Source organism: Algoriphagus marincola DSM 16067, assembly GCF_000429405.1.
Lineage (GTDB): Bacteria > Bacteroidota > Bacteroidia > Cytophagales > Cyclobacteriaceae > Algoriphagus > Algoriphagus marincola.
In genome coordinates, this window is the sequence record NZ_AUBU01000013.1 from 187,155 (window position 1) to 209,041 (window position 21,887).

Below are 21,887 nucleotides of genomic sequence, written 5' to 3' on the forward strand. Positions count from 1 at the left end.
TAATTCTGAGCTTAAAAGAACTGACCAGGCTCATTAAAAAAATCTAAACCAATCCATATTTTGCCTTGTTCTCATTAAGTTAAGGTCAATCCCCATTGGCATAATTATTTATTACCTTCGCGCTTTAATCGCCAATTCATATTTATGAGTCAAACTACTGCCTCTCAAGAGGAATTTATAGAGATTTTTGGTGCTCGAGAGCACAATTTGAAAAATCTGGATATAAAAATCCCGCGGAATAAACTGGTCGTAGTCACAGGTCTGAGTGGTAGTGGAAAGAGTTCGCTGGCTTTTGATACCATTTATTCTGAGGGGCAAAGAAGGTATCTGGAAAGTTTCTCTGCCTATGCCCGATCATTTTTGGGCGGAATGGAGCGGCCTGACGTGGATAAGATCAATGGGCTTTCACCTGTGATTGCCATTGAGCAAAAGACAACCTCTAAGAATCCTCGCTCGACGGTTGGAACTACGACAGAGATCTATGATTTCATGCGATTGCTTTTCGCGCGTGCCGGAGAGGCCTTCTCCTATCTGACTGGGAATAAAATGGTACGGCAGACGGAGGATCAGATTATTGAGCAGTTGTTTTCAAATTTTTCAGGGAAAAAACTGTACCTCCTTGCACCGGTGGTGAAAGGTAGAAAAGGGCATTACCGGGAGCTTTTTGAACAAATCCGGAAAATGGGTTTTTCGAAAATACGGGTCGATGGAGTCGTGATGGAAGTGGTGCCCAAAATGCAGGTGGATCGTTATAAGATTCATGACATTGAAATAGTCATTGACCGGATTGTGGCGGAAGAGTCTGACCGGTTTCGTATTACGCAGTCAATTAAATCGGCCCTTCAGCACGGAAAGGGAGTGATGATGTTGCGGGATGAAGAAGGGAATATCCACCATTTTTCTAAATATCTGATGGATCCTGAAACTGGGCTTTCCTATGACGAACCAGCTCCCAATCTATTTTCATTTAATAGCCCTTATGGTGCTTGCCCCACTTGTAATGGTTTGGGTATTACAGAGGAGATTACCCGCGAAAGCATCATCCCGGATCCGAGTCTAAGCATTACCCGGGGAGGGATTGCCCCCTTGGGAGAGTACCGGGATATCTGGATTTTCAAAAAAATCGATGCTATCCTGAAGCATTATAAATGCAGTATCAGCACACCCATTGCCAAGCTTCCTGAGAAAGTTATTGAGGTATTGCTCTATGGGAGTCAGATAGAGGTGGCAGTGGACTCGGTAAAGTATCCGGGGACTAAATGGCATACTAGCTTTGAGGGAATCGTCAACTTCCTACAAAAGCATCAGGAAGGCAGTTCAGAGAAAATCCAAGACTGGGTTTCTGAATTTACAGTGACAAGAACTTGTCCAGATTGTGAGGGCTACAGGCTCAAAAAGGAGTCTCTGCACTTCAAAATTGATAATACCCATATCGGACAGCTAGCGATGCTGAATATCCGTGATTTGGGGGAATGGTTTTCGGATGTTGAAAGCCGAATGACTGAAAAGCAACAGGTTATTGGTACCGAGGTGCTCAAAGAAATTAGAAAGCGAATAGGTTTCCTGCTGGATGTGGGTCTAGATTATCTTACCCTGAATCGGCCATTGAAGACCCTCTCAGGAGGGGAAGCGCAACGAATTCGATTGGCGACTCAGATCGGGACACAGTTGGTTGGAGTATTGTATATCCTTGACGAACCGAGTATTGGTCTCCATCAGCGGGATAATGTCAAGCTCATTCAGGCCCTTCAAAGTCTGCGTGACTTGGGAAATTCAGTGCTTGTAGTAGAGCATGATAAAGATATGATGCTTGCATCAGATTTCGTATTGGATATGGGACCAGGCGCGGGAAGACATGGAGGGCATGTGGTGGCAGCTGGAAATCCGGATGAAATCCTAAGTCAAGGGGGAGTGACTGCTGACTATCTCAAAGGAAAGCTTGGCCTGCCAATTCCAGAGCAAAGGAGAAAAGGAAAAGGCGAATCCCTAAAATTGACCGGTGCCTCGGGAAACAATCTAAAAAATATTGATTTGAATATTCCATTAGGGACTTTGACGCTGATTACTGGAGTGTCAGGAAGTGGGAAAAGTACATTGATCCATGAGACACTGTACCCAATTCTCCGACAGGAATTTTACAGTTCCAAAAAAGAGCCAATGCCGTATAAGAAAATTGCGGGATTAGAACATTTGGATAAGGTAATCGAGGTGGATCAATCGCCGATCGGACGTACTCCTCGGTCAAATCCTGCCACATATACGGGAGTTTTCTCAGACATCAGAACGCTTTTTACAGAGCTTCCTGAGGCGAAAATCAGAGGCTACAAACCCGGTCGTTTTTCTTTCAATGTCAAAGGGGGTCGATGTGAAGACTGTGAAGGAGCCGGAATGAAATTGATCGAGATGGACTTCTTGCCGGATGTGCATATCCCATGTGAGACTTGTAAAGGAAAACGCTACAACCGAGAGACTTTGGAAGTACGATTCAAAGGCAAATCTATCGCAGATGTGCTGGATATGACGGTAGAGCAGGCGGTAGAGTTTTTTGAGAATCAACCAAAAATCCTCAGGAAAATCAAAACCCTAAAAGATGTAGGTTTGGGTTACATTACTTTGGGACAACATGCGACTACTCTGTCCGGGGGAGAAGCACAGCGAGTAAAATTAGCTTCGGAGCTTTCCAAAAAAGATACCGGAAAGACCTTTTATATCCTGGACGAACCCACAACTGGCTTGCACTTTCAGGATATAGAAATGTTGATGACAGTGCTTCAAAAACTAGTAGAAAAAGGGAATACGGTACTTATAATCGAACACAATCTGGATGTGATCAAGGTTGCGGACTACATCGTGGATTTAGGACCTGAAGGTGGAGATCAAGGAGGTCGTATTTTAGTAGAAGGAACCCCCGAAAAAGTGGCTGCTCATCCTGAAAGCTACACAGGGAAATTCTTGAAGGGAGAGTTAAATCTCTGATAAGGGAGACAATCAGTTGATTCTTCCTTCTATCAAAATATGAAAAGACCCTTCATGTGCTTCATTTATATTTGAAGTTGGATGAATCGCACCGTATTATATTGGTTGTTGCAAATACTCGGCTGGGGTAGTATTGCCTTAGTTCAGATAGCCTTGGGATCACTGTCACCTACAGGGATTGGACCGGTGCAGATCTTGGGTCTTCTGGTTTTGGCAGCGTTCAATTTGCTTGCCACACACTTCCTTCGATTTATCATCAAGCGTTATGATTGGTTTCAACTGAAATTTCCACGCTTGATTCTTCAATCAGTTCTGGCGATGTTAGCCTTGAGCTTTGTTAATATCATTGCTCAAATTCTGATCAATCTGGTATTTGGCACACTCAATCCGGAAGAGGATTTTGAAGTTCTGGTGATTTTGGCCGGGCTTTTCATTGCATTTCTCTTCTATGCGCTTTGGTTTTTGCTTTACTTTTTGTTTCACTTTTTGGACAATTATAACACCAGTCTGAAGTATGAGGCTCGAATCAACCAAATCCGCCTCAATCATCTCAAAAGTCAGCTGAATCCACATTTTATTTTCAATGCCCTCAATTCGGTAAGGGCTCTGGTAGATGAGGATCCGGATAAAGCCAAAAATGCCATCACCCGAATATCTAATATCCTGCGCTTTTCGCTGATGATGGACAAGAAGCAAACGATCGATTTTGAGGATGAGCTCAATACTGTGAGAGATTATCTGATGTTGGAGTCGATTCGCTTTGAAGAGCGGCTACAAGTAGTGTATAAGATTGAGGATGAGGCCTATTCTTATAAATTACCCCCTATGATGCTTCAGACTATCGTGGAAAATGCGATCAAGCATGGAATTTCTAATCTGGTCAAAGGAGGACTGATCGAAATTAAGTGCCGGGAAGGTCTCGAAGATGATTTGTATATTCAGGTGAAAAATAGCGGCCATCTACATACTCCTCCCAGCCTAAAACCCAAGGCCGGCGGTGGCCATGGTCTGAGTAATACAGTGGAGCGATTGAAGCTGATCTATGGAGACAGGGCCAGTTTTCGAATATTCAATTCGGAAAATGAATTCGTGATTACTGAAATTAAAATACCCAAACAAAGAGTTACCTTCGAAACATAAACACATACATTATGAGAGCCATTGTAATAGATGATGAAAGATTGGCACGAAAGGAGCTGATCAACCTACTCAACCAACTCGAATCTGTCGAAGTGGTAGGAGAGGCGGTCAACGTAGATGATGCTAAGGAGAAAATAGAATCCCTTCAGCCGGATGTGATTTTTCTAGATATACAGATGCCGGAAAAAACCGGATTTGATTTGCTGGAAGAACTGGATGCTGTGCCACATGTGATATTCACCACTGCCTACGATGAGTATGCGCTGAAGGCTTTTCAAGTCAATGCATTGGATTATTTGCTCAAGCCCATTGAGCCAAAGCGCTTAGAAGAAGCGATTTCGAAGTTGAGTAGTAAAATCGAAGGAGCTACTAGCACTACTGAGCCTCATCCATACCAATCAAAGAAACTCACCTTAGAAGATCAGGTTTTTGTTAAAGATGGAGATCGCTGTTGGTTTGTCAGATTGTCCAATGTTCGACTTTTCGAATCTGACGGAAACTACATTAAAGTATACTTTGACAATTTCAAGCCGATGATACATAAGTCCCTGAATGCCTTGGATGAGCGCTTGGATGAGAAGTCGTTTTTTAGAGCGAGCCGAAAGCACATCATCAATCTGGGATGGGTAGAAGGGATAGAGCCATGGTTTAATGGTGGACTCGTAGTGACGCTGAGAGGAGGAGACCGAATTGAGGTTAGCAGACGTCAAGCAGCTCGATTTAAAGAGATGATGAGTCTTTAAAATATTTCATAGGCAAAAAAAAGCATTTGATTTACAAAATTAAATGTTGTAATTAGTGAAAAATTAAACTTCGTTTTAATCTAATTACCCTTTTGTCCATTAAAGCTTGATTACCAATTATGAAAGAAGAGCGGATACTCATAGTCGAGGATGATCCCAGTATTGCGGAAAATATCCAGGAAATCCTTGAGCTATTAGGCTACGTCAATACTGATATAGCCAACTCAGCCAATCAGTGCATCAAGGTCATCAAAAAGTACAGACCAGACCTGATATTTATGGATATCAAGCTCAAAGGTGATAAAGACGGCATCGAGCTCGGAGAGATTGTCAAACAGATGGTGGATGCACCTCTGGTGTTTGTGACGTCCTACAGTGATCCGACCATCATCGAGCGTGCTAAGCGAATTTCTCCGGCAGGATTTATAGTGAAGCCTTTTAATACCAATGATATTCATGCCATTGTCGAAATTGTGCTTTACAACAAGCGGACGAAGCCTGCCCCAGAAGTAGCTGCTGTCAAGACCGGAATAGAAAGCCCTTTTTTGGTCACTGATGCAGTATTTATCAAAGCGGACAATGCCTTCGAGCGAGTTCCTTACGAAGAGGTGTATTATGTGGAGGCCAATGGAAATATGGTTACGATCTTCACCAAAAACCGTGATTACCATATCCGCAAATCCATGAAAGAGATCGAGGAGATACTTCCATCCCATCTTTTTCTCCGCGTGCAAAAGTCCTTCATCGTACAGCTAGGACAGATCGAAAGCTTCAATACCAAAGATATCAATCTCAAATCAGGAGCTGTAGTGCAAGTAGGTAGACAGTACTACAACAGCTTCTTAGCCAAATTGAATACTATTACAGAAAGTTAAGCTTATTATCCACTAACCTTAACCTAGATCCCGCTTCCGAAGAGGCGGGATTTTTTATTGATCAATTGAGATTGATAGTTGCTCGGATTGAGGTTTTGAAAAGTAATTTACCATGAAAATCGAAAGTTTGATTTATGATTTTCATGGTAAAATTCTTCCATATAGAAATAAAAAAAGCACAAAATCGAATCGATTTTGTGCCTAGTGGTGTGGGATCTAGGGGTCCCGATAGCTATGGAGGACGAACCCATGACCAGTACTAGATAGATTCTAGAAAGTGGGATCTAGGGGATTCGAACCCATGACCTCTGCCCTGTCAAGGCAGCGCTCTAAACCAACTGAGCTAAGATCCCATTGATGCTCGCGAAGATAGTCATCCGAATTAGGCTTCACAATAGTAGATTATCCTTGTTACCAAATTTTTTTGGTTTAGACATTATAGGGTTCCATTTCCTTTTTTCTATGGAAAATAGGTATGCCTATCCGGTCTATATGCCTGATCAATTCTGGCTCTTGGATCTGATGGTAACTGGCTAGATCAAAATGATAAGGCATGTTAGTCTCTTCATTGAGGAGGTAACTGATGTGACTCACTGTTTCAAAATTCAATTTATTTCCTTTCAAGGCTATATCCACATCACTTCCCTTACGGTAATTTCCCTTAGCCCTGCTTCCAAATAGAATGGCCTCTTCAACTAGTTCTTGATTCCTGATGATTTCTAATATGGATGCCATATCCGATTCCAAAAGCCCAAATTTATTCTTCATCGACCTTGCGTTTGAAGTTGATCTGTAGATTCTTTAATATGGGAAAGTATTTCTTCTGAATGAGCTTTTCCATTTCTGTAGCCTTTTGCTCATCATAAGTGTGAGCAGTCAGGTTTCTGTCTTGTAACAAATCCATCCAATCATGGCCGTTATCCAAAAGATTGACTTCAAATGCTTTTTTTAAGGCTCCTCTTGGTGATCGGATATCCACAAAGCCTTGCTCTTCCAAATAATCCTTGACCATGTTCCATGCAAGCTCAAAAGACATTTCAAAAAACTGGATAATACCGGCTTTCTGCACCATATCTGGCTCTGAAATTTGAAGAGCATTCTCTAAATGCCTCATTGCTTTGCTAAAGTTAGAAAAGCGTTGTTTCCAACGAATGTCCTCATTTTTCATGCTTCAGTCCCTTAATTTCTCTTCACAAAATACAGTTTTAATTCTGTTTTTCCTTTTTTGTCAATTAAGGTCAAGGGAGAATCCTTCGAGGTTTTATAAATGCCAAAGGATTAAGCAAATCCCTCCCTCACATACTTCGCGGTGTAATTCCCCTTTTCCTTAGCCAAGTCTTCAGGAGTTCCGGCAAATTGAACATTCAATTTGATATTTACGACAATCAGTAAACTGAATAAAAATCACCTTGGGATTCATCAAATGGTTTCAGAAAATACCTGAAGATCTACTTGGATGAAATTGATTACAAGCCTTATTTCTAACAGAAGATACTTAAGGAAAAGTATTTGGCAGACTAAATATCGTGTCAGTTTACCCAAATGTGCGACTTAACCAAAAGCTATAAAATTTGATTCGCTTAACTGAAATATTTATAAGGTCTTTTAGGGAAATTAAACTTAAATTATGTAAAAATGATTTAATTCACTCTCTTCATGAGATCTCATGATGAAACCATTTGTTTTTTCTGCCTTAATTTTTTGCTGTTTTCTCAGTGGCTTGGTGCATGGGCAGATCATCAGTGGAGTGGTTTTGGAAAAAGAGTCCGGGTTGCCTTTGCCCTTTGCCAATGTTTTCGTCAGTAATACCACACTGGGTACCGTCACTAAAGAAGACGGTAGCTTTACGATTAAGGGAGATTTTCCCCAAGAAATCGAAGTTGTAGCATCCTTCATTGGATATTTTCGAGAGGTACAAAAAGTTTTGGTGAGAAGTAGCAACAGTATTGAGCTAAAATTTGAGCTTTCAATTAATGAAGCCATGCTTACCGAGATTGAGCTCAAATCCAAACGTGACAAACAATGGGCTCGGCAGTTCAGGAAGTTTGAGGAGGTCTTTTTAGCACTTCCTGATGATCCCTATAAATCGCAGATAGAGATTCTTAACCCTTGGGTGGTTGATTTTGAGATGGTGAAACCAAAAGGTGCTCCCAATTATCTTATTGCCAGCTCTGAAGAACCATTGCAAATTGTCAATAATGCCCTGGGCTATCAAATCGACTATTATCTGCAAGACTTCCGATTGACAAGGGAGGAAGCTGGCTTTATCGGTCAGGTTTATTACAAGCCTATCCCTACTCTCGATCTATCACAAATGACGCGCTGGCAAAATGCCAGAGAAGAAAATTACTTTTCTTCCTTGAGGCATTTTAATTTATCCCTTATTCTTAATAATACCGATACAGTTCATTTTGGAATTTACCGTGCCCCTTACAGAGGTCCGGATGATCGTACCCCGAATCATTTTTATGAAATAGGTCGCTCAATTTTTCCAACACAAATGGATTCAATTTTAAGGCGGCCGCTTGGTGATGGCACATTTAGGGTTTTTTTGCCAGAAAGATTGGAGATTCTTCACCTCGACCGTTCATGGCCAAATAACTACTATAATAGCGTCTTTCATCCAATAAGTTGGATAGAGGCAAAAGAGAAATTCTTCGACGTAGACCGGAAAGGTATTCTGATCGATCCCCGTCAATTGATCCTGTCAGGCTACCTAAGTCGCCAAAGAGTGTCCAGACACCTTCCTCTTGATTATGAACCCAAATCTAATTTCGTGGCTGTAAATACCGGAGATCAGGTTGATTCTCAGAATGTGTTGACGCAAATTGACCAACTAAGAGAAAAGCCCTGGCTTGTGACCAATAAGCCTTATTATTATCCGGGCGAGAAAGGTTGGTTTGGTGGGCAGATGCTTTATCAAAATGAGTTTCTTAAGGATACTCTCAGCCGAGTAATTCATGTGGATTTGATTTCCGAGGGTACTATTCACCAATCTCACCAGTTTCCCATAAAAAATGGAAAAATTCAAGGTGGATTTGATTTACCGGCTGAACTTCCAGCAAAATCATATACTCTTCGTGCTTACACCAATTGGAGTAAAAATTTTGATCAGGATGGCGTATTTCTAATTCCGATACCGGTAGTGGAGAAGGGTATGGTTCCAACTAAAAAATCGATGACCCAGGAGCAAACTCTCCAATTGATAGAAGTGAAAACAGACTTTTCTCTCGTCGATTCGGTACCATATCGGGTCATGGATTTGGCTCTTGATTTTGTGGATGAATTTGAAAATCCTATAGATGTGAATTTTTATTTATCCATTCTGGATTCTGAGCAGGTGGTGGATTTTCCCTCCGCTCAGAAATTAGAAGATGCCCTAACCTGGCTGGATTCATCCCTGCCAGAGGATTTCGATTTTTTCGCTAAGTTCCCAATTGAATATGGAATTAGCCTGCAAGGTATTTTTATAAAAGATAAGAAAAGACAGGACCTTGAACAGAACATATCAATAGTCAGAGGGGATCTTGAGGATTATGGGACAGTCAAATCTGATACGACAGGTTCTTTTTGGGCAACGGGGCTTTATTTTCAGGATACTGCCAGCATTCATATTTCAGCCTTGGATGAGAAAGGCAGGGCATTCGGTACGATTGAATTAATACCGAATACAAGCCTAACCATTTCTTCCAGTCTTCCGGACTTGGTATACGATGTAGTGCCTTTCACCAAGAATGATTTGATTCTGGATGTGGCAGAAGACTTTGTATTACTTGAAGAGTTTGTTCTAGAGGAAAGCAAAGAGATTGAAACCATGGCAGAAAGAAATTATGGCTATGGTACACCAACTTTCGAAGTAAGACAGGATGAGATGGAAAAGTTGACCTGGCAAATGATACTGGGAAAATATTTCAATTCGTTTAAAAATTTAAATATGGGGGAGTCGACTAGTGGGGTTTTGGCGATTATTGACGGGCAGAGTTTTCCTTATCAGGATGGTGTTGAATTGATCACGTTGAATTATGAGCCTTTCGATTTAGAAAGCATTAAGATTTACTCAGATCCTTTTAGCCGTGCCATATTTGGAATGGCTGGTTATGCTGGGGTAATTATGATTGAAACCAGAAAAGGTTCTCGCTCTGGTCCTCAATTTGATTCGAAATTTGATCCAACCGGCTTCCAAACCTTTCAGGTCCGAGGGTTTTCGAGTTTTTTAGAATTTCCAAAAAATCCTCCCGATAATAGATATTTAAGCAAAAAACCCACAATTTTTTGGGAGCCGAAGGGAAAAACTGTTCAGGGTTCGTTCAAAACCAGAGTTAAAATTCCTTATGGAGTCGAAAGTCTTCGAATAAAGATTGATGGCATCAGTGAAGATGGCGAAGCCTTTTCAAAAGTGCAGATTATTGAGATTCAGAAGTCTTTGAAATAGCTGGTTTAATTCTTTATCAAGCATTTGAAGTATTTCTTATTCAATTTTGAATGAAGACTATTTTGATTTATCTAAGAAAATTGGAAATTGAATATTCCTTTTTCATGATAGTTGTTCAATTTATTCTGTCATAGGCCATTCGGAATTTTTGGAAAGTGATCTGTTAGCCCTTGTATTTAAGCAAACCCCTCCCTCAAATACTTCGCGGTGTAATTCCCCTTTTCCTTAGCCAAATCCTCAGGAGTTCCCGCAAAAGTCAAATGTCCTCCTTTATTTCCGCCTTCTGGGCCCAGGTCAATCACCCAATCAGCGGATCGGATCACTTCGGTATTGTGCTCAATGATGATGACCGAGTGACCTTGGTCAATCAAGGCATTGATGCTGTGGAGGAGTTTGCGGATATCATGGAAGTGCAAACCCGTTGTGGGTTCGTCAAAGATAAAGAGAACTTGATCGCTCGCTTTTGTTCCTCCCTTGCCTAAGAAAGATGCCAATTTTACACGCTGAGCCTCTCCTCCGGAAAGGGTATTGGAGCTTTGGCCCATTCCGATATAGCCCAAGCCGACTTCCTGTAAAGGCTGAAGTCGATTGATGATTTGCGTTTTTCCTTTGAAAAACTCCATGGCCTCGTCGATGGTCATGTCCAAAACCTCGGAAATGTCCTTGTCCTTGTATTTGACATCGAGGATTTCATTTTTGAATCGCTTTCCCTTGCAGGACTCGCAGGTTAGGTGAATATCCGCCATAAATTGCATCTCCACGGTGGTCGTACCCTCTCCGGCACAGGCCTCGCACCTTCCCCCGTCCACGTTGAAAGAGAAAAAGGCAGGTTTGTAGCCTCGTTGCTTGGAGACTGGCTGATCGGCAAAAAGCGTCCGGATGGCATCATAGGCCTTCACATAAGTCACTGGATTGGAGCGGGAGGATTTTCCGATCGGATTTTGATCGACAAACTCTACCTGAGTGATGCGCTTATAATCGCCTTCTATCTTATCGTACTTTCCAGATTCATCGATGACAGTTCCCAGCATTTTTCCCAAAGCCGGATAGAGTACTTTTTTGATCAGCGTAGATTTTCCAGAACCGGAAACCCCTGTCACCACAGTCAGCGTATTCAGTGGGAACTGAACTGTCAGATTCTTCAGGTTATTCTCCCGAGCGCCTTTGACGATGATGGAGTCCTTCCATTTTCGGTTACCTTCTTTTCTGAAAATCTGCTCTTCTCCGCGTAAGTATCGGGCGGTATGGGTTTGAGCGGAAGCCATGAGCTCTAGAATCGAACCTTGGAAGAGTAGTTCCCCGCCGTGAATTCCGGCATCAGGACCGATATCGATGATCTGATCCGCCGCTTTCATCACCTTGTCTTCATGCTCCACCACGATGACAGTATTACCCATATCGCGAAGCGACTTAAGTACGCCAACTAGACGATCGGTGTCCCTGGGGTGCAAACCGATGCTCGGTTCGTCCAAAATATACATGGACCCGACCAGCGCCGAACCCAAAGAAGTGGCCAACTTGATGCGTTGGTATTCTCCTCCTGAGAGGGTGGAGGTCAATCGATTCAACGTCAAATAACCCAAGCCTACCTGATCCATGAATTCTAGGCGGCTGACAATTTCCTTGAATAGTCGGTTGGCTACCTTGGCCTCATGGGGCTCTAGCTCCAACTGATTGAAAAAGACTAAGGCTTCATCGATCGGCATCAGCACGATATCTGTGATCGATTTGTCCTTTATTTTGACATAACTTGCATCCTTTCGAAGTCTCGTTCCTCTACACTCAGGACAGGTCGTCCTACCTCGGAAGCGGGAAAGCATCACCCGATATTGGATTTTGTGGGTTTTGGTTTCTAAGTCTTTGAAGAAAGCATTCAAACCCTTGAAATACTTGTTTCCGGTCCAAAGAAGCTCTTGCTCTTTTTCGGTCAAATCCTCATACGCCCGATGAATGGGAAAGTCGAACTCGATGCCTTTTTTCAAAAGTGGCTCCAACCAAGAGCGGGAAGATTCCCCTCGCCAAGGGGCGATGGCTCCCTCGTACACGGACATCGTTTTGTCAGGGATGACCAAATCCGGATCGATGCCCAAGACATTTCCAAAACCTTCACAGCGCTTGCAGGCACCATAAGGATTGTTGAAAGAGAAAAAGTTGACTGAGGGCAATTCAAAGCTCATTCCGTCGAGTTCAAATCGATCGGAAAATTTACGGGGTTCCTTGTCAGGAATGGTGATTTTGCAGTCTCCATGTCCTTCAAAAAGGGCCGTTTGTACCGAATCAGCAATCCGGAATTGATTGTCTTCATCCTCTTTTCGGACAGAAGCCCGATCAATCAGGATTTCATAGTTTCCTTTCTGAATTTTCTTTTCCTGGAGCAAATCCTCTACAAAATAAGCTTCTCCGTCAATCAAAATTCGGGTATAGCCTTTTTGCAAAAGCAATTCCAATTCCTGCTCGATTTTTCGCCCTTTTGCCACCTGAAGCGGGCAGGAGATCATGACTTTATCCCCTTCCTCGAAGCTGAGAATGTAATCCACAATATCGGTGACGGTGTGATGCTTGACCTCATTACCAGAAATGGGGGAGTATGTCTTTCCCACCCGAGCAAATAGTAACTTTAGATAGTCATAAATCTCAGTAGTAGTTCCTACTGTCGATCGGGGATTTTTAGTAGTGACTTTTTGCTGAATAGCAATCGCCGGAGCCACGCCTTTGATGTATTCGACTTCGGGTTTTTCCATTCGGCCGAGAAACTGACGCGCATAGGAACTCAGACTTTCCACATACATGCGTTGGCCTTCGGCAAAAAGTGTATCAAAAGCGAGGGAAGATTTGCCGGATCCCGAGAGTCCTGTAATAACCACAAACTTATTTCTGGGAATGGCTACACTCAGGTTTTTTAGGTTATTGACCCGGGCGTTTTTGATGATGATATATTCTTTGGGATCGAGTGAATCGATATCTTTTTTTGCTTTCAGGGTGCTCAAAGTCATAGCTGGCAAAGTTAATCATCTTAACCTTAGAAGTCATGCGAAAGTTTGCTTCGATGTGAGTCTGATTTATTGCCGTCCCTACGAGGAGTAACGACGAAACCCGCCTACCAAAGGGCCGTCAGTCTCATGAATTGTAGAATGTCTCTAGATGAGATTGCTTCGGGGCTACAAACTTTTTAGAAAGGATGAAAGGATATCTAAGCCCCTCGCAATAACGGGCGACTTTGACATTCCTCAAAACTCCCACCTTGTAAACAGCCCGAAGTTTTGGGCAGTCTGCCTTTCTGTACCGTATGCATCCCAGTTTGCACCGATTCCAAAGCCAAGAGGGCCTTTTTTCAATCCCGCTCTCAGGTAAAGGAAACTTCGCCTATGTGAAGTTTCAGAAATTCCCTGGATGTACATCAATTGTACTCGCGAGTAAATCGACCACGTGTCATTCAATCGAGGTTTGTATTCATAAATACCAAAAATTTGTCCATCGGCTCCTTGATTTGATAGGACATTGACAAAAGTCAAGGCAAGGACTTCCCGATTGGCAAAGACGTGCTGAACTCCAGCCATAGGCATAAATCCTACTTTGGAATTGGCTTCTGCCCCTGCAGCCAAGCTAAAACCACTTTTCCCAAGCTTGTAGGTCACCTGCACAGGTGCGACTATGGAATTGCCCAGAGTCTGATCCCTATCATAGTTCTGCGCAAAAATGCTGATGGCTACCAAACTGAACTTGCTAGTTGGGCTGAAGTCTCGTTTGACGATCAGTTGGAAATCCAGCCGTTCATTTCCAAACATGATTTCAGCAGGAATTGGCGTATGGGGTGCTTGAGCTTTTGCCTGGAAAGCAAATGCAAAAAGGGTGAATAGGGAGATAAGTGCTTTTTGGAGGAATTTTAGTTTCATTTTGGATGCTATCGATTTAGAATCCAAAAGTAGGGAGGCCTGGCTTCCAAAACCTTGCTCTAGATCAAGGTTTTAGCTAAAGCTCCGCCTTCAGCCGACTCAAGGTAAAAGGGGTGATCCCCAAATAAGAAGCAATCAACTTGCTCGGTAGTCGAGATAGAATTCTAGGGTATTGTTCTAGTAGCCACTTTAATCTTTCCAGTGCACTGTAGCTTTGAAAATTATAAATTCGCTTCTGGGAAGTGATGTAAGCATTTTCGAGCATATTTCGATAAACACGGTTGATGGGAGGAAGGCTTTCAACTAAATCTAAAAAAATGGACTTGGGAATAGCTAACAGTTCGGTTTTTTCATTTGCCTGAATGAATTCTTCCGAGGGCATGCCGGTAATGAAACTGGTAAGATTGGTAGCGAATTTGTTTTCAAATGCAAAGTAGCGGATCAGTTCCTCCCCTTTTGGGTCTACTTTGTACAGTCTCAGGGAGCCTTTGATTACAAAATAATTGTATTTGCAAACCTCTCCTTCTTGAAGTAAAAATTCATTCTTCTTCACTTTTTGGAAAATGAAGCATTGCTCTAATTGGCTTTTGGTCTCTTCGTCCAGAGGATGAAGTTTTTCAATATAGGAATGAAGAGGGCTAAATTCGTTCATTGTAAAAATAGCGTGACGATGATAAGGGGGTATGCCCCTCTCTACAAGATATTCACCTTTACTGGATTCCCCTAAATTAAACTCGGGGATTATTTTAGCCCTTCTTTACCATCTTTACACTTTCTTACTTTCCAACTTTTATCCTTTTCTTCGCAAAATGGATTTCCAATTTCTCCTAGATGGTTTGGCCGAGGGCCTAAAAGCGATGAGCTGGCTCGAAGCGGTGGCAGTCTTTTTTGGGATTGCTTCGGTATTTTACTCCATGAGGGAGCATATTTGGGTGTATCCTACGGGGATTGTCTCTACCCTGATTTATGTTTGGATCTGCCTCCAATACAAGCTTTATGCTGATATGGGAATCAATGCCTACTACTTCAGCATGTCCATCTATGGCTGGTATGTCTGGACGCATCCGAAAGAAAATCAGGCAGTACTCCCTGTCACCTGGCTCAAGCCCAAAGGATGGTTGATTGCTCTTCTCATTTTCATTGCCTCTTATGGAGTCCTGTCATTTGTGCTGAGCAACTTTACTGACTCAGATGTGCCTTATTGGGATTCATTTACTACTTCTTCGGCCTTTGTGGGGATGTGGCTCATGGCCAAAAAGAAAGTGGAAAACTGGATCATGTGGATTATTACAGACTTGGTATCCGTGCCGCTCTATTTTTACAAAGGCCTGATTTTAACCTCTTTTCAGTTTTTGTTCTTTACTGTTTTGGCATTTTTGGGCTTATTTGCTTGGATTAAATCCGCTAGAAGCTATGCAAATTCCTAGGCGAATCCTCATTCTTGGCCCCGAATCTACAGGGAAGAGCACCTTAGCCTCTAACCTAGCGGTCCATTTTGACGAGCCTTGGGTGCCGGAGTTTGCACGAGAGTATTTGAGTATGTTGGATAGGGAATACGAATACCATGATTTGCTGCAAATCGCCAAAGGTCAGGTCGCACTAGAGGATGAATTGGCCCAAAAAGCGCAAAAATTTTTATTCTGCGATACAGACCTTCGAGTGATTCAGGTCTGGTCGGAGCATAAGTATGGGAAAGTTCATGAATGGGTAAAAACAGAATTAGATCAGCGTGTTTATGATCTGATTTTGTTGACAGACATCGATTTGCCCTGGGAATCGGATCCCCTTCGCGAGCACCCAGATCGGAAGATGCGCCAGTATTTTTTGGATTGGTATCAAAAACTAGCTGTGCAAAGTGGAATTCCTTGGGAAAAAATAAGTGGCAATCGCTCCAAGCGCTTAGAAAAATCCATAGATTTAATCGAAAGCCACTTTAGCCAATAATCAAATGATCACACGTATTCTTGCTGCTATTGCCCTCTTTGCAGCTTTCTCATGTCAGTCAGCCGAGCAAAAACCTCAAAAACCAAATATTGTCCTAATCCTCGCAGACGACTTGGGATATGGGGAGGTTGGATTTAATGAGCAAAAACTCATCAAAACTCCTCACATGGATGCCTTAGCGGCAAGTGGCAAAATTTTCACCAATCATTACACAGCTGCTCCGGTCTGTGCCCCGGCAAGAGGGATGATTTTGACCGGTTTGCATAGCGGTCATGCCTACATCAGAGGAAATGATGAGTGGCGGGAGCGGGGTGAAGTCTGGGATTATGCCAAAGCTGCTGCAGATCCAAATCTTGAAGGACAGCGACCCCTGCCAGCTTCTACCCAAACAATTGCCAAGATTCTTCAACAAAATGGGTACAAAACCGCCCTGATCGGGAAATGGGGTTTAGGAGGCCCATTATCCGAAGGGATTCCTACGAATTTGGGCTTTGATTATTTCTTCGGTTACAACTGTCAGCGACAGGCTCACAATCTTTACCCACCTCATTTGTGGGAAAATGAGACGAAAGTATCCCTGAATAATGAATTGATCGTTCCGGGTACAAAGTTGGATTCGTTGTCAGACCCGATGAGCATGGATTCTTACGCAAAGTTTTTTCAGCCCGACTATGCGCCGGATGTCATGCATCAAAAGGCGCTTAGCTTTCTGGAGGAGAATTCCGAGCAGCCATTTTTTCTTTATTATGCATCTCCGTTACCGCATTTACCCCTTCAGGCTCCTAAGGAATTGATTATGGAATACGTGGAGGTTTTTGGAGAGGAAGAACCTTATGATGGCTCAAAGGGCTATTTTCCAGCTCGCTATCCTAGGGCTACTTACGCGGCGATGATTTCGCTTTTGGATCAGCAAATTGGAGAGCTTCGCAAAAAGGTTGAGGAAATGGGCCAGCTCGAGAACACGATTTTCATTTTGACTAGTGATAATGGGCCATCCTACACAGGAGGAGTAGATTTCGAATTTTTTGATAGTTCTGCGCCATTCAGTAATGGCTATGGTCGGACCAAAGGTTTTGTTTACGAAGGTGGAATTCGAGTACCCATGGTGGTAAATTGGCCAGGAAAAGTAGAAGCTGGATCAGAGTCTGACCATGCCTCAGTTTTCTACGATCTGATGCCGACTTTTTGCGAATTAATCGGAGTAGCGGTTCCTGATCAAACAGATGGGAAAAGCTTCCTGCCAGCAATTTTGGGACAAGAGCAAGAGCCCCATGACTATTTGTACTGGGAGTTTCCAGAGTATGGTGGTCAACAGGCTGTGCGCAAGGGAAAATGGAAGGCTGTCCGCCAAAAATTGAAGGAAGGTATCATTCAAACTGAACTCTATGACCTTTCTTCTGATCCTCAGGAGCAGAATGACATATCGGATCAATATCCAGAAATCCTAAGTCAACTAGAAGAAATCATGAGAAAGGAGCACCAAACCTCTAGCATTGAGCGCTTTCAGATTCCTATTTTGGAGAATTAATTACCATTTCCCTAAAGCCAAGGTTGCAGCTTCCACCAATCTCATCTGGTCAGGATGGTAATTGTTATTGAGTAGAATAATCGTTTTATTTTCTTCGATAAACCGCACAATGATTGTTTTGTAGCCAGGGTTATCTCCTGTGTGCATGACCATTTTGCCATAAGGACTATTGGGGTCCAAGTCCCAACCAAATCCATAAGTGCTTTTTACCCCATCATTTAGCTCAAAGGGGGAAAATGCCTGTTCAAGTGTCTCATTGCTGACCAATTTTTCTGTGTAAAGCGCCTGATCCCATTTCAATAAATCCTGAGCAGTACTGCTGACTCTTCCGGGTCCTTTTCGCTTTCCTAGCCAAAGGGTGTAATCGGAAGATCGAAAGCGATTGGCATTTACATAATTCCCCTTTTCATCCTTCAGATGACCAATAGCAAAGTTTGGGACCTGAGCTTTTTCCTCTAAACTTCTGATTGCTGTATTTTCCATACCAACAGGATCAAAAATCCATTCCTTGGAAAGCTCAACGAAGTCCCGGTCTGTCACCTCTTCCACGATGCTTGCTAAAATCACATAGCCGGTATTGCTGTATTCATAGTTGTCACCTGGCTCAAAAAGCTTAGGGGGAGCATAGCGACGGAGATATTCTAAGATCTCTGGATTGCCGGCTGCTTTGCTCTTATCCCAGTACTCATCCATGATAGCCTGATAGTCTGGCAGTCCGGAGGTGTGCGTCAAAAGGTGGCGAATAGTGATATTGGGGTAGGGGACTCGGATATATTTTTCGATGGGATCGTCGAAATCCAATAAGCCTTTTTCCTTGCACATCATGATCATCATCGCAGTAAACTGCTTGGAAACCGAAGCCATTTCAAATACATCATCAGGTTGAAGTGGGATGCCTTCTTCAAAATTTCGCATACCCATGGCCTTTTCAAAAAGGACTTTTCCATTTTCAGCCAAGAGGATTACTCCGGAAAAGCCTTCTGTTTCGGCTCTATCCAGAGCATTTTGGAGATGTCGTTTTTGGCCAGAGGCCGAAAAAACAAATAAGAAAACTAGCGGGAAAACGAGTAGACGGTTCATGGCTTTTGGATTTGTTTCATGATAAAATCAATGGTTGCTTCGTAGGCTTTGACCCAATTGCTGTGCAGGATGAATGAATGAACTTCATCTGGAAAAACTAATTGCTCGACTTCCACACCCTGTTTTCGGAGGACTTCTACCAATTCTACAGATTCAGAAAAGAGTACATTTCGATCATCATCTCCATGTATTAAAAGAACAGGGTCTTCCCAGTTCTCCACATAGGCCATAGGAGATGATTTGAAAGCCAGCTCAGCCATTTCGGGGAATTTCTCGGGCTCATACCAGGAATCAAATACCGGGATGTCATTATTCCAATTATGCACACCGTGGATATCCACACCGGCGAGGAATTTTTCGGGAGCTTGTGCCAAACCATGTGCTGTCAAAAATCCTCCGTAGCTTCCACCCCAAGGGATGATTTTGGAAGAATCTACGTCTGGTCTTGCTGCCAGGTAATCCGCTGCTGCCATCAAATCCAAAACCTCGCTGGCTCCTCCTGCACCGTAGTTTTCAGCTTCCCGAAAGTCCATCCCATAGCCGATTCCTGATCGGTAGTTCAGTGTCAGGGCGATAAATCCATTGGCAGCAAAATACTGCTGAAGGGCATAGGCATTGCTGTAATATTGGGAGTAATTGAAGCCTAAAAGCATCTGTCTACGGCTCCCTCCGTGAAGGAAAATGACAGCTGGATATTTCTTAGTAGCGTCATGGTTTGGAGGAAGGAAAAGCTGGGCTCGTGTTTTGAAACCATCTTCCGCTTGAAGGTCCAAGCCGAGGGGTTTGATTAGTGTTTTTGGAAAGTCCTGAGGGAAGAATTCTTCTGCAAGTGGCTCGGAGTTGTCATTTTGTCGAATATATGGCCAGGCTGGTCGGGTAGCCGTTGCAGAAAGATAGGCCAAGCCATCTTCCAAGCGGACAGGTGACCAATTGATATTTCCTTTTTCGGAAAGATCTTCCAAATCAAAGGAATTCAAATCCAAGCTGTAGATTTTTCTACGCTCAATATCCCCAATATTGCTTGTCAGCAAGAGTTCATCTTTTTTGTAGCTCGTTTTCACTTTTTCGACAATGCCTTGCCCCTTGGTCAGATGCTTGACTTCCCCACTGGTAGGATTGACTGCGTACAATTGCATCCAACCGTTTTTCTCCCAGGGGAATACCAGTTGACCAGAAGGCGTCCACCACAATCTATCCGCTTCTGCAGGAAGATCCCAAACCACAACCGAACCGGGCCCTGTTCCGGAATTCCAAACTTCTTCTGCCTTCATCGTCTCCATATCCAAAACCCGGATGCTCCACGGATTACTCTCCTTAATGGCAGTGAAAGAAAGTAAGTTGTTGATATTCGGTATCCGTAGATAGGCCAATTGTTTGCCATCGGGACTCCAGGCTGGATAGCTGTCTTTATCCAGACTCGTCTCCGGATAGGTCAATTTCTTTTGCTCAAAATCCCAAATCCCAATAAAAGAGTGGTCGCCTCGGGTAGAGACGAAGGCGAGCTTTTCTCCATCAGGGGAGAAGGATAGCTGGCTAGATCCTCCCCTAGATACAAACAGCCTTTCCTGCTGGGATGAACTGTCATTGAGCGATTTCCAATAGACATTGGGTCCAATTTTATAGACTAGGGCTTGCCCATCTGGTGAAAAAGTGATGGTCGAACCCGGACTGAAATACCGGGTTTTTAGGGTGGTCAAATCAATTAAGTGAATTTTAAAGTCCGTGTTTTCCTGAAGTTGAGCCGGATTGGCTGCTTCTCCAGAGGAGTTTCTGGAATTTCCACGCACAAAGGCCAGAATTTTTCCATCCGGGGAAAAGGCTAGCTCTCCTAGTCCAAGCCCTTCATCTCCTTCAAAATTTGTGATTTTTTTTGCTTCGAAATTCGGACTTTCCGCCAAAAAGATATTCCGCTCTCCTTCCGAATTAAAGACCCAAGCGACTGCTTTTCCATCCGGACTCGCTGTCAGATCGGTAGGAAAAGGAGCTGAGAGATATTGTGCGATGGATTGGGCATCTGTTTGATAAGCAGAAAGGAGGAAGAGAACGAGATAGGTTAGAATTTTTCGCATTGCCTAGTTGATTTCAGACAATTTAGCGATCAGAAAATGGCTTTCAAAGTTCTGGTTAAGCTTTGCTACCTGAGATGAATTCTTTTGATTTACTGATTGATCAATAAAACCTGAATCTACCGAACTATTTTCACCATGCTAAGACAAGCCATGCTATCATTTTTTCTTTTTTTGAGCATTGACATGCTTGGTATTGCTCAGCAAAAAAAAGTGGTCTTTATCATTTTAGACGGGATTCCTGCGCCAGAACTAGAAAGAATTCATACGCCTAATTTGGATCGAATATCAAAAGTTGGAGGTTATGCAAGGGCATTTACTGGGGGAGAAAAAGGAGGGAAGTCCGAGACTCCGACTATCTCAGCTGTAGGGTATAATTCATTGCTTACCGGTACTTGGGCCAATAAACATAATGTCTGGGGAAATGACATCGAATCACCCAATTACGATTACTGGACGATATTTCGGCTGATGCGAGAGGCTAGGCCTGAGTCGAAACTGGCTATTTTTTCCACTTGGGAAGACAATAGGACCAAATTAATCGGAGAGAGAAAGGCGGAGACTGCTTACCTGAAATTGGATATTGCTTTCGATGGATTTGAAAAGGATACGATTCGTTTTCCCCATGATAGGGAAAAGACTTACCTCCGAAAAATTGACAATTTGGTGTCATTTGAAGCGGCTCATTCTCTGAAAACCCATGCTCCTGACCTTTCTTGGGTCTACCTGGAGTTTACCGATGCGGCAGGACATCGCTATGGGAAAAGTCCCCAACTTACTTCAGCCATAGAGTTGGCTGACCGTCAGGTAGGAAGAATTTGGGAGGCTATTCGGTTTCGGGAAGAAAATTATGGGGAGGAATGGATGATTTGGATTACCACCGATCATGGTCGAAAAGCACCTGATTTAAAGGATCATGGTGGTCAAAGTGATTCTGAGCGGGAAATTTGGATGATTAGCAATGCTAAAAATCTGAGTGATAGCTTCTATTCCGGAAAGGCTTCCATGGTGGATATTTTGCCGACACTGATTGAATTTTTGGAAATTCCTGTGCCTGAAGTACAGCGGAAAAATTGGGATGGAGCAAGCCTGATTTTGAAAAAATAAAGAGGCTGTTTCATAGGTAAGTTTTCTTGTCAGGCTGAGCGAAGTCGAAGCCTTATATGCGCTAATTAAGCCCAATTCGACGTCGCTCAATATTACAATTGTG

General features: G+C 43.0%; 16 protein-coding genes and 1 tRNA gene. 9 read left to right on the plus strand and 8 right to left on the minus strand.

What is annotated here, in order from left to right; all coding sequences use genetic code 11:
• Nucleotides 1-144: 144 nt before the first annotated feature.
• The 4 genes from uvrA (G457_RS0112695) to G457_RS0112710 all read left to right on the plus strand — a co-directional run bounded on the left by uvrA (G457_RS0112695) (nt 145) and on the right by G457_RS0112710 (nt 5,734).
• Nucleotides 145-2,976 carry an excinuclease ABC subunit UvrA gene (gene uvrA / locus G457_RS0112695; RefSeq protein WP_026946822.1) on the plus strand — a complete coding sequence of 944 codons (2,832 nt, stop codon included), beginning with the start codon at nt 145-147 and terminating at the stop codon, nt 2,974-2,976.
• Between the two features lie 81 nt (nt 2,977-3,057).
• Nucleotides 3,058-4,116: a sensor histidine kinase gene (locus tag G457_RS0112700; RefSeq protein WP_026946823.1), complete on the plus strand. Its 1,059-nt coding sequence runs from the start codon at nt 3,058-3,060 to the stop codon at nt 4,114-4,116.
• Between the two features lie 11 nt (nt 4,117-4,127).
• On the plus strand, nt 4,128-4,859 hold the full coding sequence (locus tag G457_RS0112705; protein WP_026946824.1) for a LytR/AlgR family response regulator transcription factor: 732 nt from the start codon (nt 4,128-4,130) through the stop codon (nt 4,857-4,859).
• A 119-nt stretch (nt 4,860-4,978) separates the two neighbouring features.
• Complete coding sequence (locus tag G457_RS0112710; protein ID WP_026946825.1) at nt 4,979-5,734, plus strand: LytR/AlgR family response regulator transcription factor; 756 nt, start codon at nt 4,979-4,981, stop codon at nt 5,732-5,734.
• A gap of 278 nt (nt 5,735-6,012) precedes the next feature.
• Here G457_RS0112710 and G457_RS0112725 read toward each other — a convergent pair.
• From G457_RS0112725 to G457_RS0112735, 3 genes are all read right to left on the minus strand, one after another.
• Nucleotides 6,013-6,087: transfer RNA gene (locus G457_RS0112725), tRNA-Val, on the minus strand.
• A gap of 76 nt (nt 6,088-6,163) precedes the next feature.
• Complete coding sequence (locus G457_RS0112730; protein ID WP_026946826.1) at nt 6,164-6,502, minus strand: nucleotidyltransferase domain-containing protein; 339 nt, start codon at nt 6,500-6,502, stop codon at nt 6,164-6,166.
• Complete coding sequence (locus tag G457_RS0112735; RefSeq protein WP_026946827.1) at nt 6,492-6,902, minus strand: nucleotidyltransferase substrate binding protein; 411 nt, start codon at nt 6,900-6,902, stop codon at nt 6,492-6,494. The genes G457_RS0112730 and G457_RS0112735 overlap by 11 nt, the downstream gene beginning before the upstream one ends.
• Nucleotides 6,903-7,400: 498 nt before the next feature.
• Between G457_RS0112735 and G457_RS0112740 the strand changes: the two genes are divergently transcribed.
• Nucleotides 7,401-10,166, plus strand: a complete 2,766-nt coding sequence (locus G457_RS0112740) for a carboxypeptidase-like regulatory domain-containing protein (RefSeq protein WP_081701435.1) — start codon at nt 7,401-7,403, stop codon at nt 10,164-10,166.
• Between the two features lie 176 nt (nt 10,167-10,342).
• Here the strand turns inward: G457_RS0112740 and uvrA (G457_RS0112745) are convergent, their stop codons facing one another.
• The 3 genes from uvrA (G457_RS0112745) to G457_RS0112755 all read right to left on the minus strand — a co-directional run bounded on the left by uvrA (G457_RS0112745) (nt 10,343) and on the right by G457_RS0112755 (nt 14,711).
• On the minus strand, nt 10,343-13,159 hold the full coding sequence (uvrA, locus tag G457_RS0112745; protein ID WP_026946829.1) for an excinuclease ABC subunit UvrA: 2,817 nt from the start codon (nt 13,157-13,159) through the stop codon (nt 10,343-10,345).
• 234 nt (nt 13,160-13,393) lie between these two features.
• Complete coding sequence (locus G457_RS0112750; RefSeq protein WP_026946830.1) at nt 13,394-14,059, minus strand: hypothetical protein; 666 nt, start codon at nt 14,057-14,059, stop codon at nt 13,394-13,396.
• A 76-nt stretch (nt 14,060-14,135) separates the two neighbouring features.
• Nucleotides 14,136-14,711, minus strand: a complete 576-nt coding sequence (locus G457_RS0112755) for a Crp/Fnr family transcriptional regulator (RefSeq protein ID WP_026946831.1) — start codon at nt 14,709-14,711, stop codon at nt 14,136-14,138.
• A gap of 157 nt (nt 14,712-14,868) precedes the next feature.
• On the opposite strand from G457_RS0112755, the gene pnuC reads away from it, so the two are divergent.
• The 3 genes from pnuC to G457_RS0112770 are packed head-to-tail and all read left to right on the plus strand — an operon-like array spanning nt 14,869 to nt 17,531.
• Entirely contained in the window at nt 14,869-15,486 is a 618-nt protein-coding gene (pnuC, locus tag G457_RS0112760) for a nicotinamide riboside transporter PnuC (RefSeq protein WP_026946832.1), read from the plus strand.
• Nucleotides 15,473-16,003, plus strand: coding sequence for an AAA family ATPase (locus tag G457_RS0112765; RefSeq protein ID WP_026946833.1), 531 nt, complete (start codon nt 15,473-15,475; stop codon nt 16,001-16,003). The genes pnuC and G457_RS0112765 overlap by 14 nt, the downstream gene beginning before the upstream one ends.
• A gap of 4 nt (nt 16,004-16,007) precedes the next feature.
• Nucleotides 16,008-17,531, plus strand: a complete 1,524-nt coding sequence (locus G457_RS0112770; RefSeq protein ID WP_026946834.1) for an arylsulfatase — start codon at nt 16,008-16,010, stop codon at nt 17,529-17,531.
• On the opposite strand, the gene G457_RS0112775 is transcribed toward G457_RS0112770, so the two are convergent.
• Nucleotides 17,532-18,611: a serine hydrolase domain-containing protein gene (locus tag G457_RS0112775; protein ID WP_026946835.1), complete on the minus strand. Its 1,080-nt coding sequence runs from the start codon at nt 18,609-18,611 to the stop codon at nt 17,532-17,534.
• Nucleotides 18,608-20,680, minus strand: coding sequence for a S9 family peptidase (locus G457_RS0112780; RefSeq protein WP_026946836.1), 2,073 nt, complete (start codon nt 20,678-20,680; stop codon nt 18,608-18,610). Before G457_RS0112780 ends, G457_RS0112775 begins: the two co-directional genes overlap by 4 nt.
• 135 nt (nt 20,681-20,815) lie before the next feature.
• Between G457_RS0112780 and G457_RS21480 the strand changes: the two genes are divergently transcribed.
• Nucleotides 20,816-21,784 (plus strand): alkaline phosphatase family protein, encoded by a 969-nt coding sequence (locus G457_RS21480; RefSeq protein ID WP_081701436.1) that lies wholly within the window; start codon nt 20,816-20,818, stop codon nt 21,782-21,784.
• Nucleotides 21,785-21,887: the final 103 nt, after the last annotated feature.

What these genes read in the sequence shown, in the direction of transcription:
- G457_RS0112740 (WP_081701435.1), top strand. Translation starts at nt 7,401, where the DNA reads ATGATGAAACCATTTGTTTTTTCTGCCTTAATTTTTTGCTGTTTTCTC.
- uvrA (WP_026946822.1), top strand. Translation starts at nt 145, where the DNA reads ATGAGTCAAACTACTGCCTCTCAAGAGGAATTTATAGAGATTTTTGGT.
- G457_RS0112730 (WP_026946826.1), bottom strand. Translation starts at nt 6,502, where the DNA reads ATGAAGAATAAATTTGGGCTTTTGGAATCGGATATGGCATCCATATTA.
- G457_RS21480 (WP_081701436.1), top strand. Translation starts at nt 20,816, where the DNA reads ATGCTAAGACAAGCCATGCTATCATTTTTTCTTTTTTTGAGCATTGAC.
- G457_RS0112710 (WP_026946825.1), top strand. Translation starts at nt 4,979, where the DNA reads ATGAAAGAAGAGCGGATACTCATAGTCGAGGATGATCCCAGTATTGCG.
- G457_RS0112750 (WP_026946830.1), bottom strand. Translation starts at nt 14,059, where the DNA reads ATGAAACTAAAATTCCTCCAAAAAGCACTTATCTCCCTATTCACCCTT.
- G457_RS0112700 (WP_026946823.1), top strand. Translation starts at nt 3,058, where the DNA reads ATGAATCGCACCGTATTATATTGGTTGTTGCAAATACTCGGCTGGGGT.
- G457_RS0112775 (WP_026946835.1), bottom strand. Translation starts at nt 18,611, where the DNA reads ATGAACCGTCTACTCGTTTTCCCGCTAGTTTTCTTATTTGTTTTTTCG.
- pnuC (WP_026946832.1), top strand. Translation starts at nt 14,869, where the DNA reads ATGGATTTCCAATTTCTCCTAGATGGTTTGGCCGAGGGCCTAAAAGCG.
- G457_RS0112780 (WP_026946836.1), bottom strand. Translation starts at nt 20,680, where the DNA reads ATGCGAAAAATTCTAACCTATCTCGTTCTCTTCCTCCTTTCTGCTTAT.
- G457_RS0112735 (WP_026946827.1), bottom strand. Translation starts at nt 6,902, where the DNA reads ATGAAAAATGAGGACATTCGTTGGAAACAACGCTTTTCTAACTTTAGC.
- G457_RS0112770 (WP_026946834.1), top strand. Translation starts at nt 16,008, where the DNA reads ATGATCACACGTATTCTTGCTGCTATTGCCCTCTTTGCAGCTTTCTCA.
- G457_RS0112765 (WP_026946833.1), top strand. Translation starts at nt 15,473, where the DNA reads ATGCAAATTCCTAGGCGAATCCTCATTCTTGGCCCCGAATCTACAGGG.
- G457_RS0112705 (WP_026946824.1), top strand. Translation starts at nt 4,128, where the DNA reads ATGAGAGCCATTGTAATAGATGATGAAAGATTGGCACGAAAGGAGCTG.
- G457_RS0112755 (WP_026946831.1), bottom strand. Translation starts at nt 14,711, where the DNA reads ATGAACGAATTTAGCCCTCTTCATTCCTATATTGAAAAACTTCATCCT.
- uvrA (WP_026946829.1), bottom strand. Translation starts at nt 13,159, where the DNA reads ATGACTTTGAGCACCCTGAAAGCAAAAAAAGATATCGATTCACTCGAT.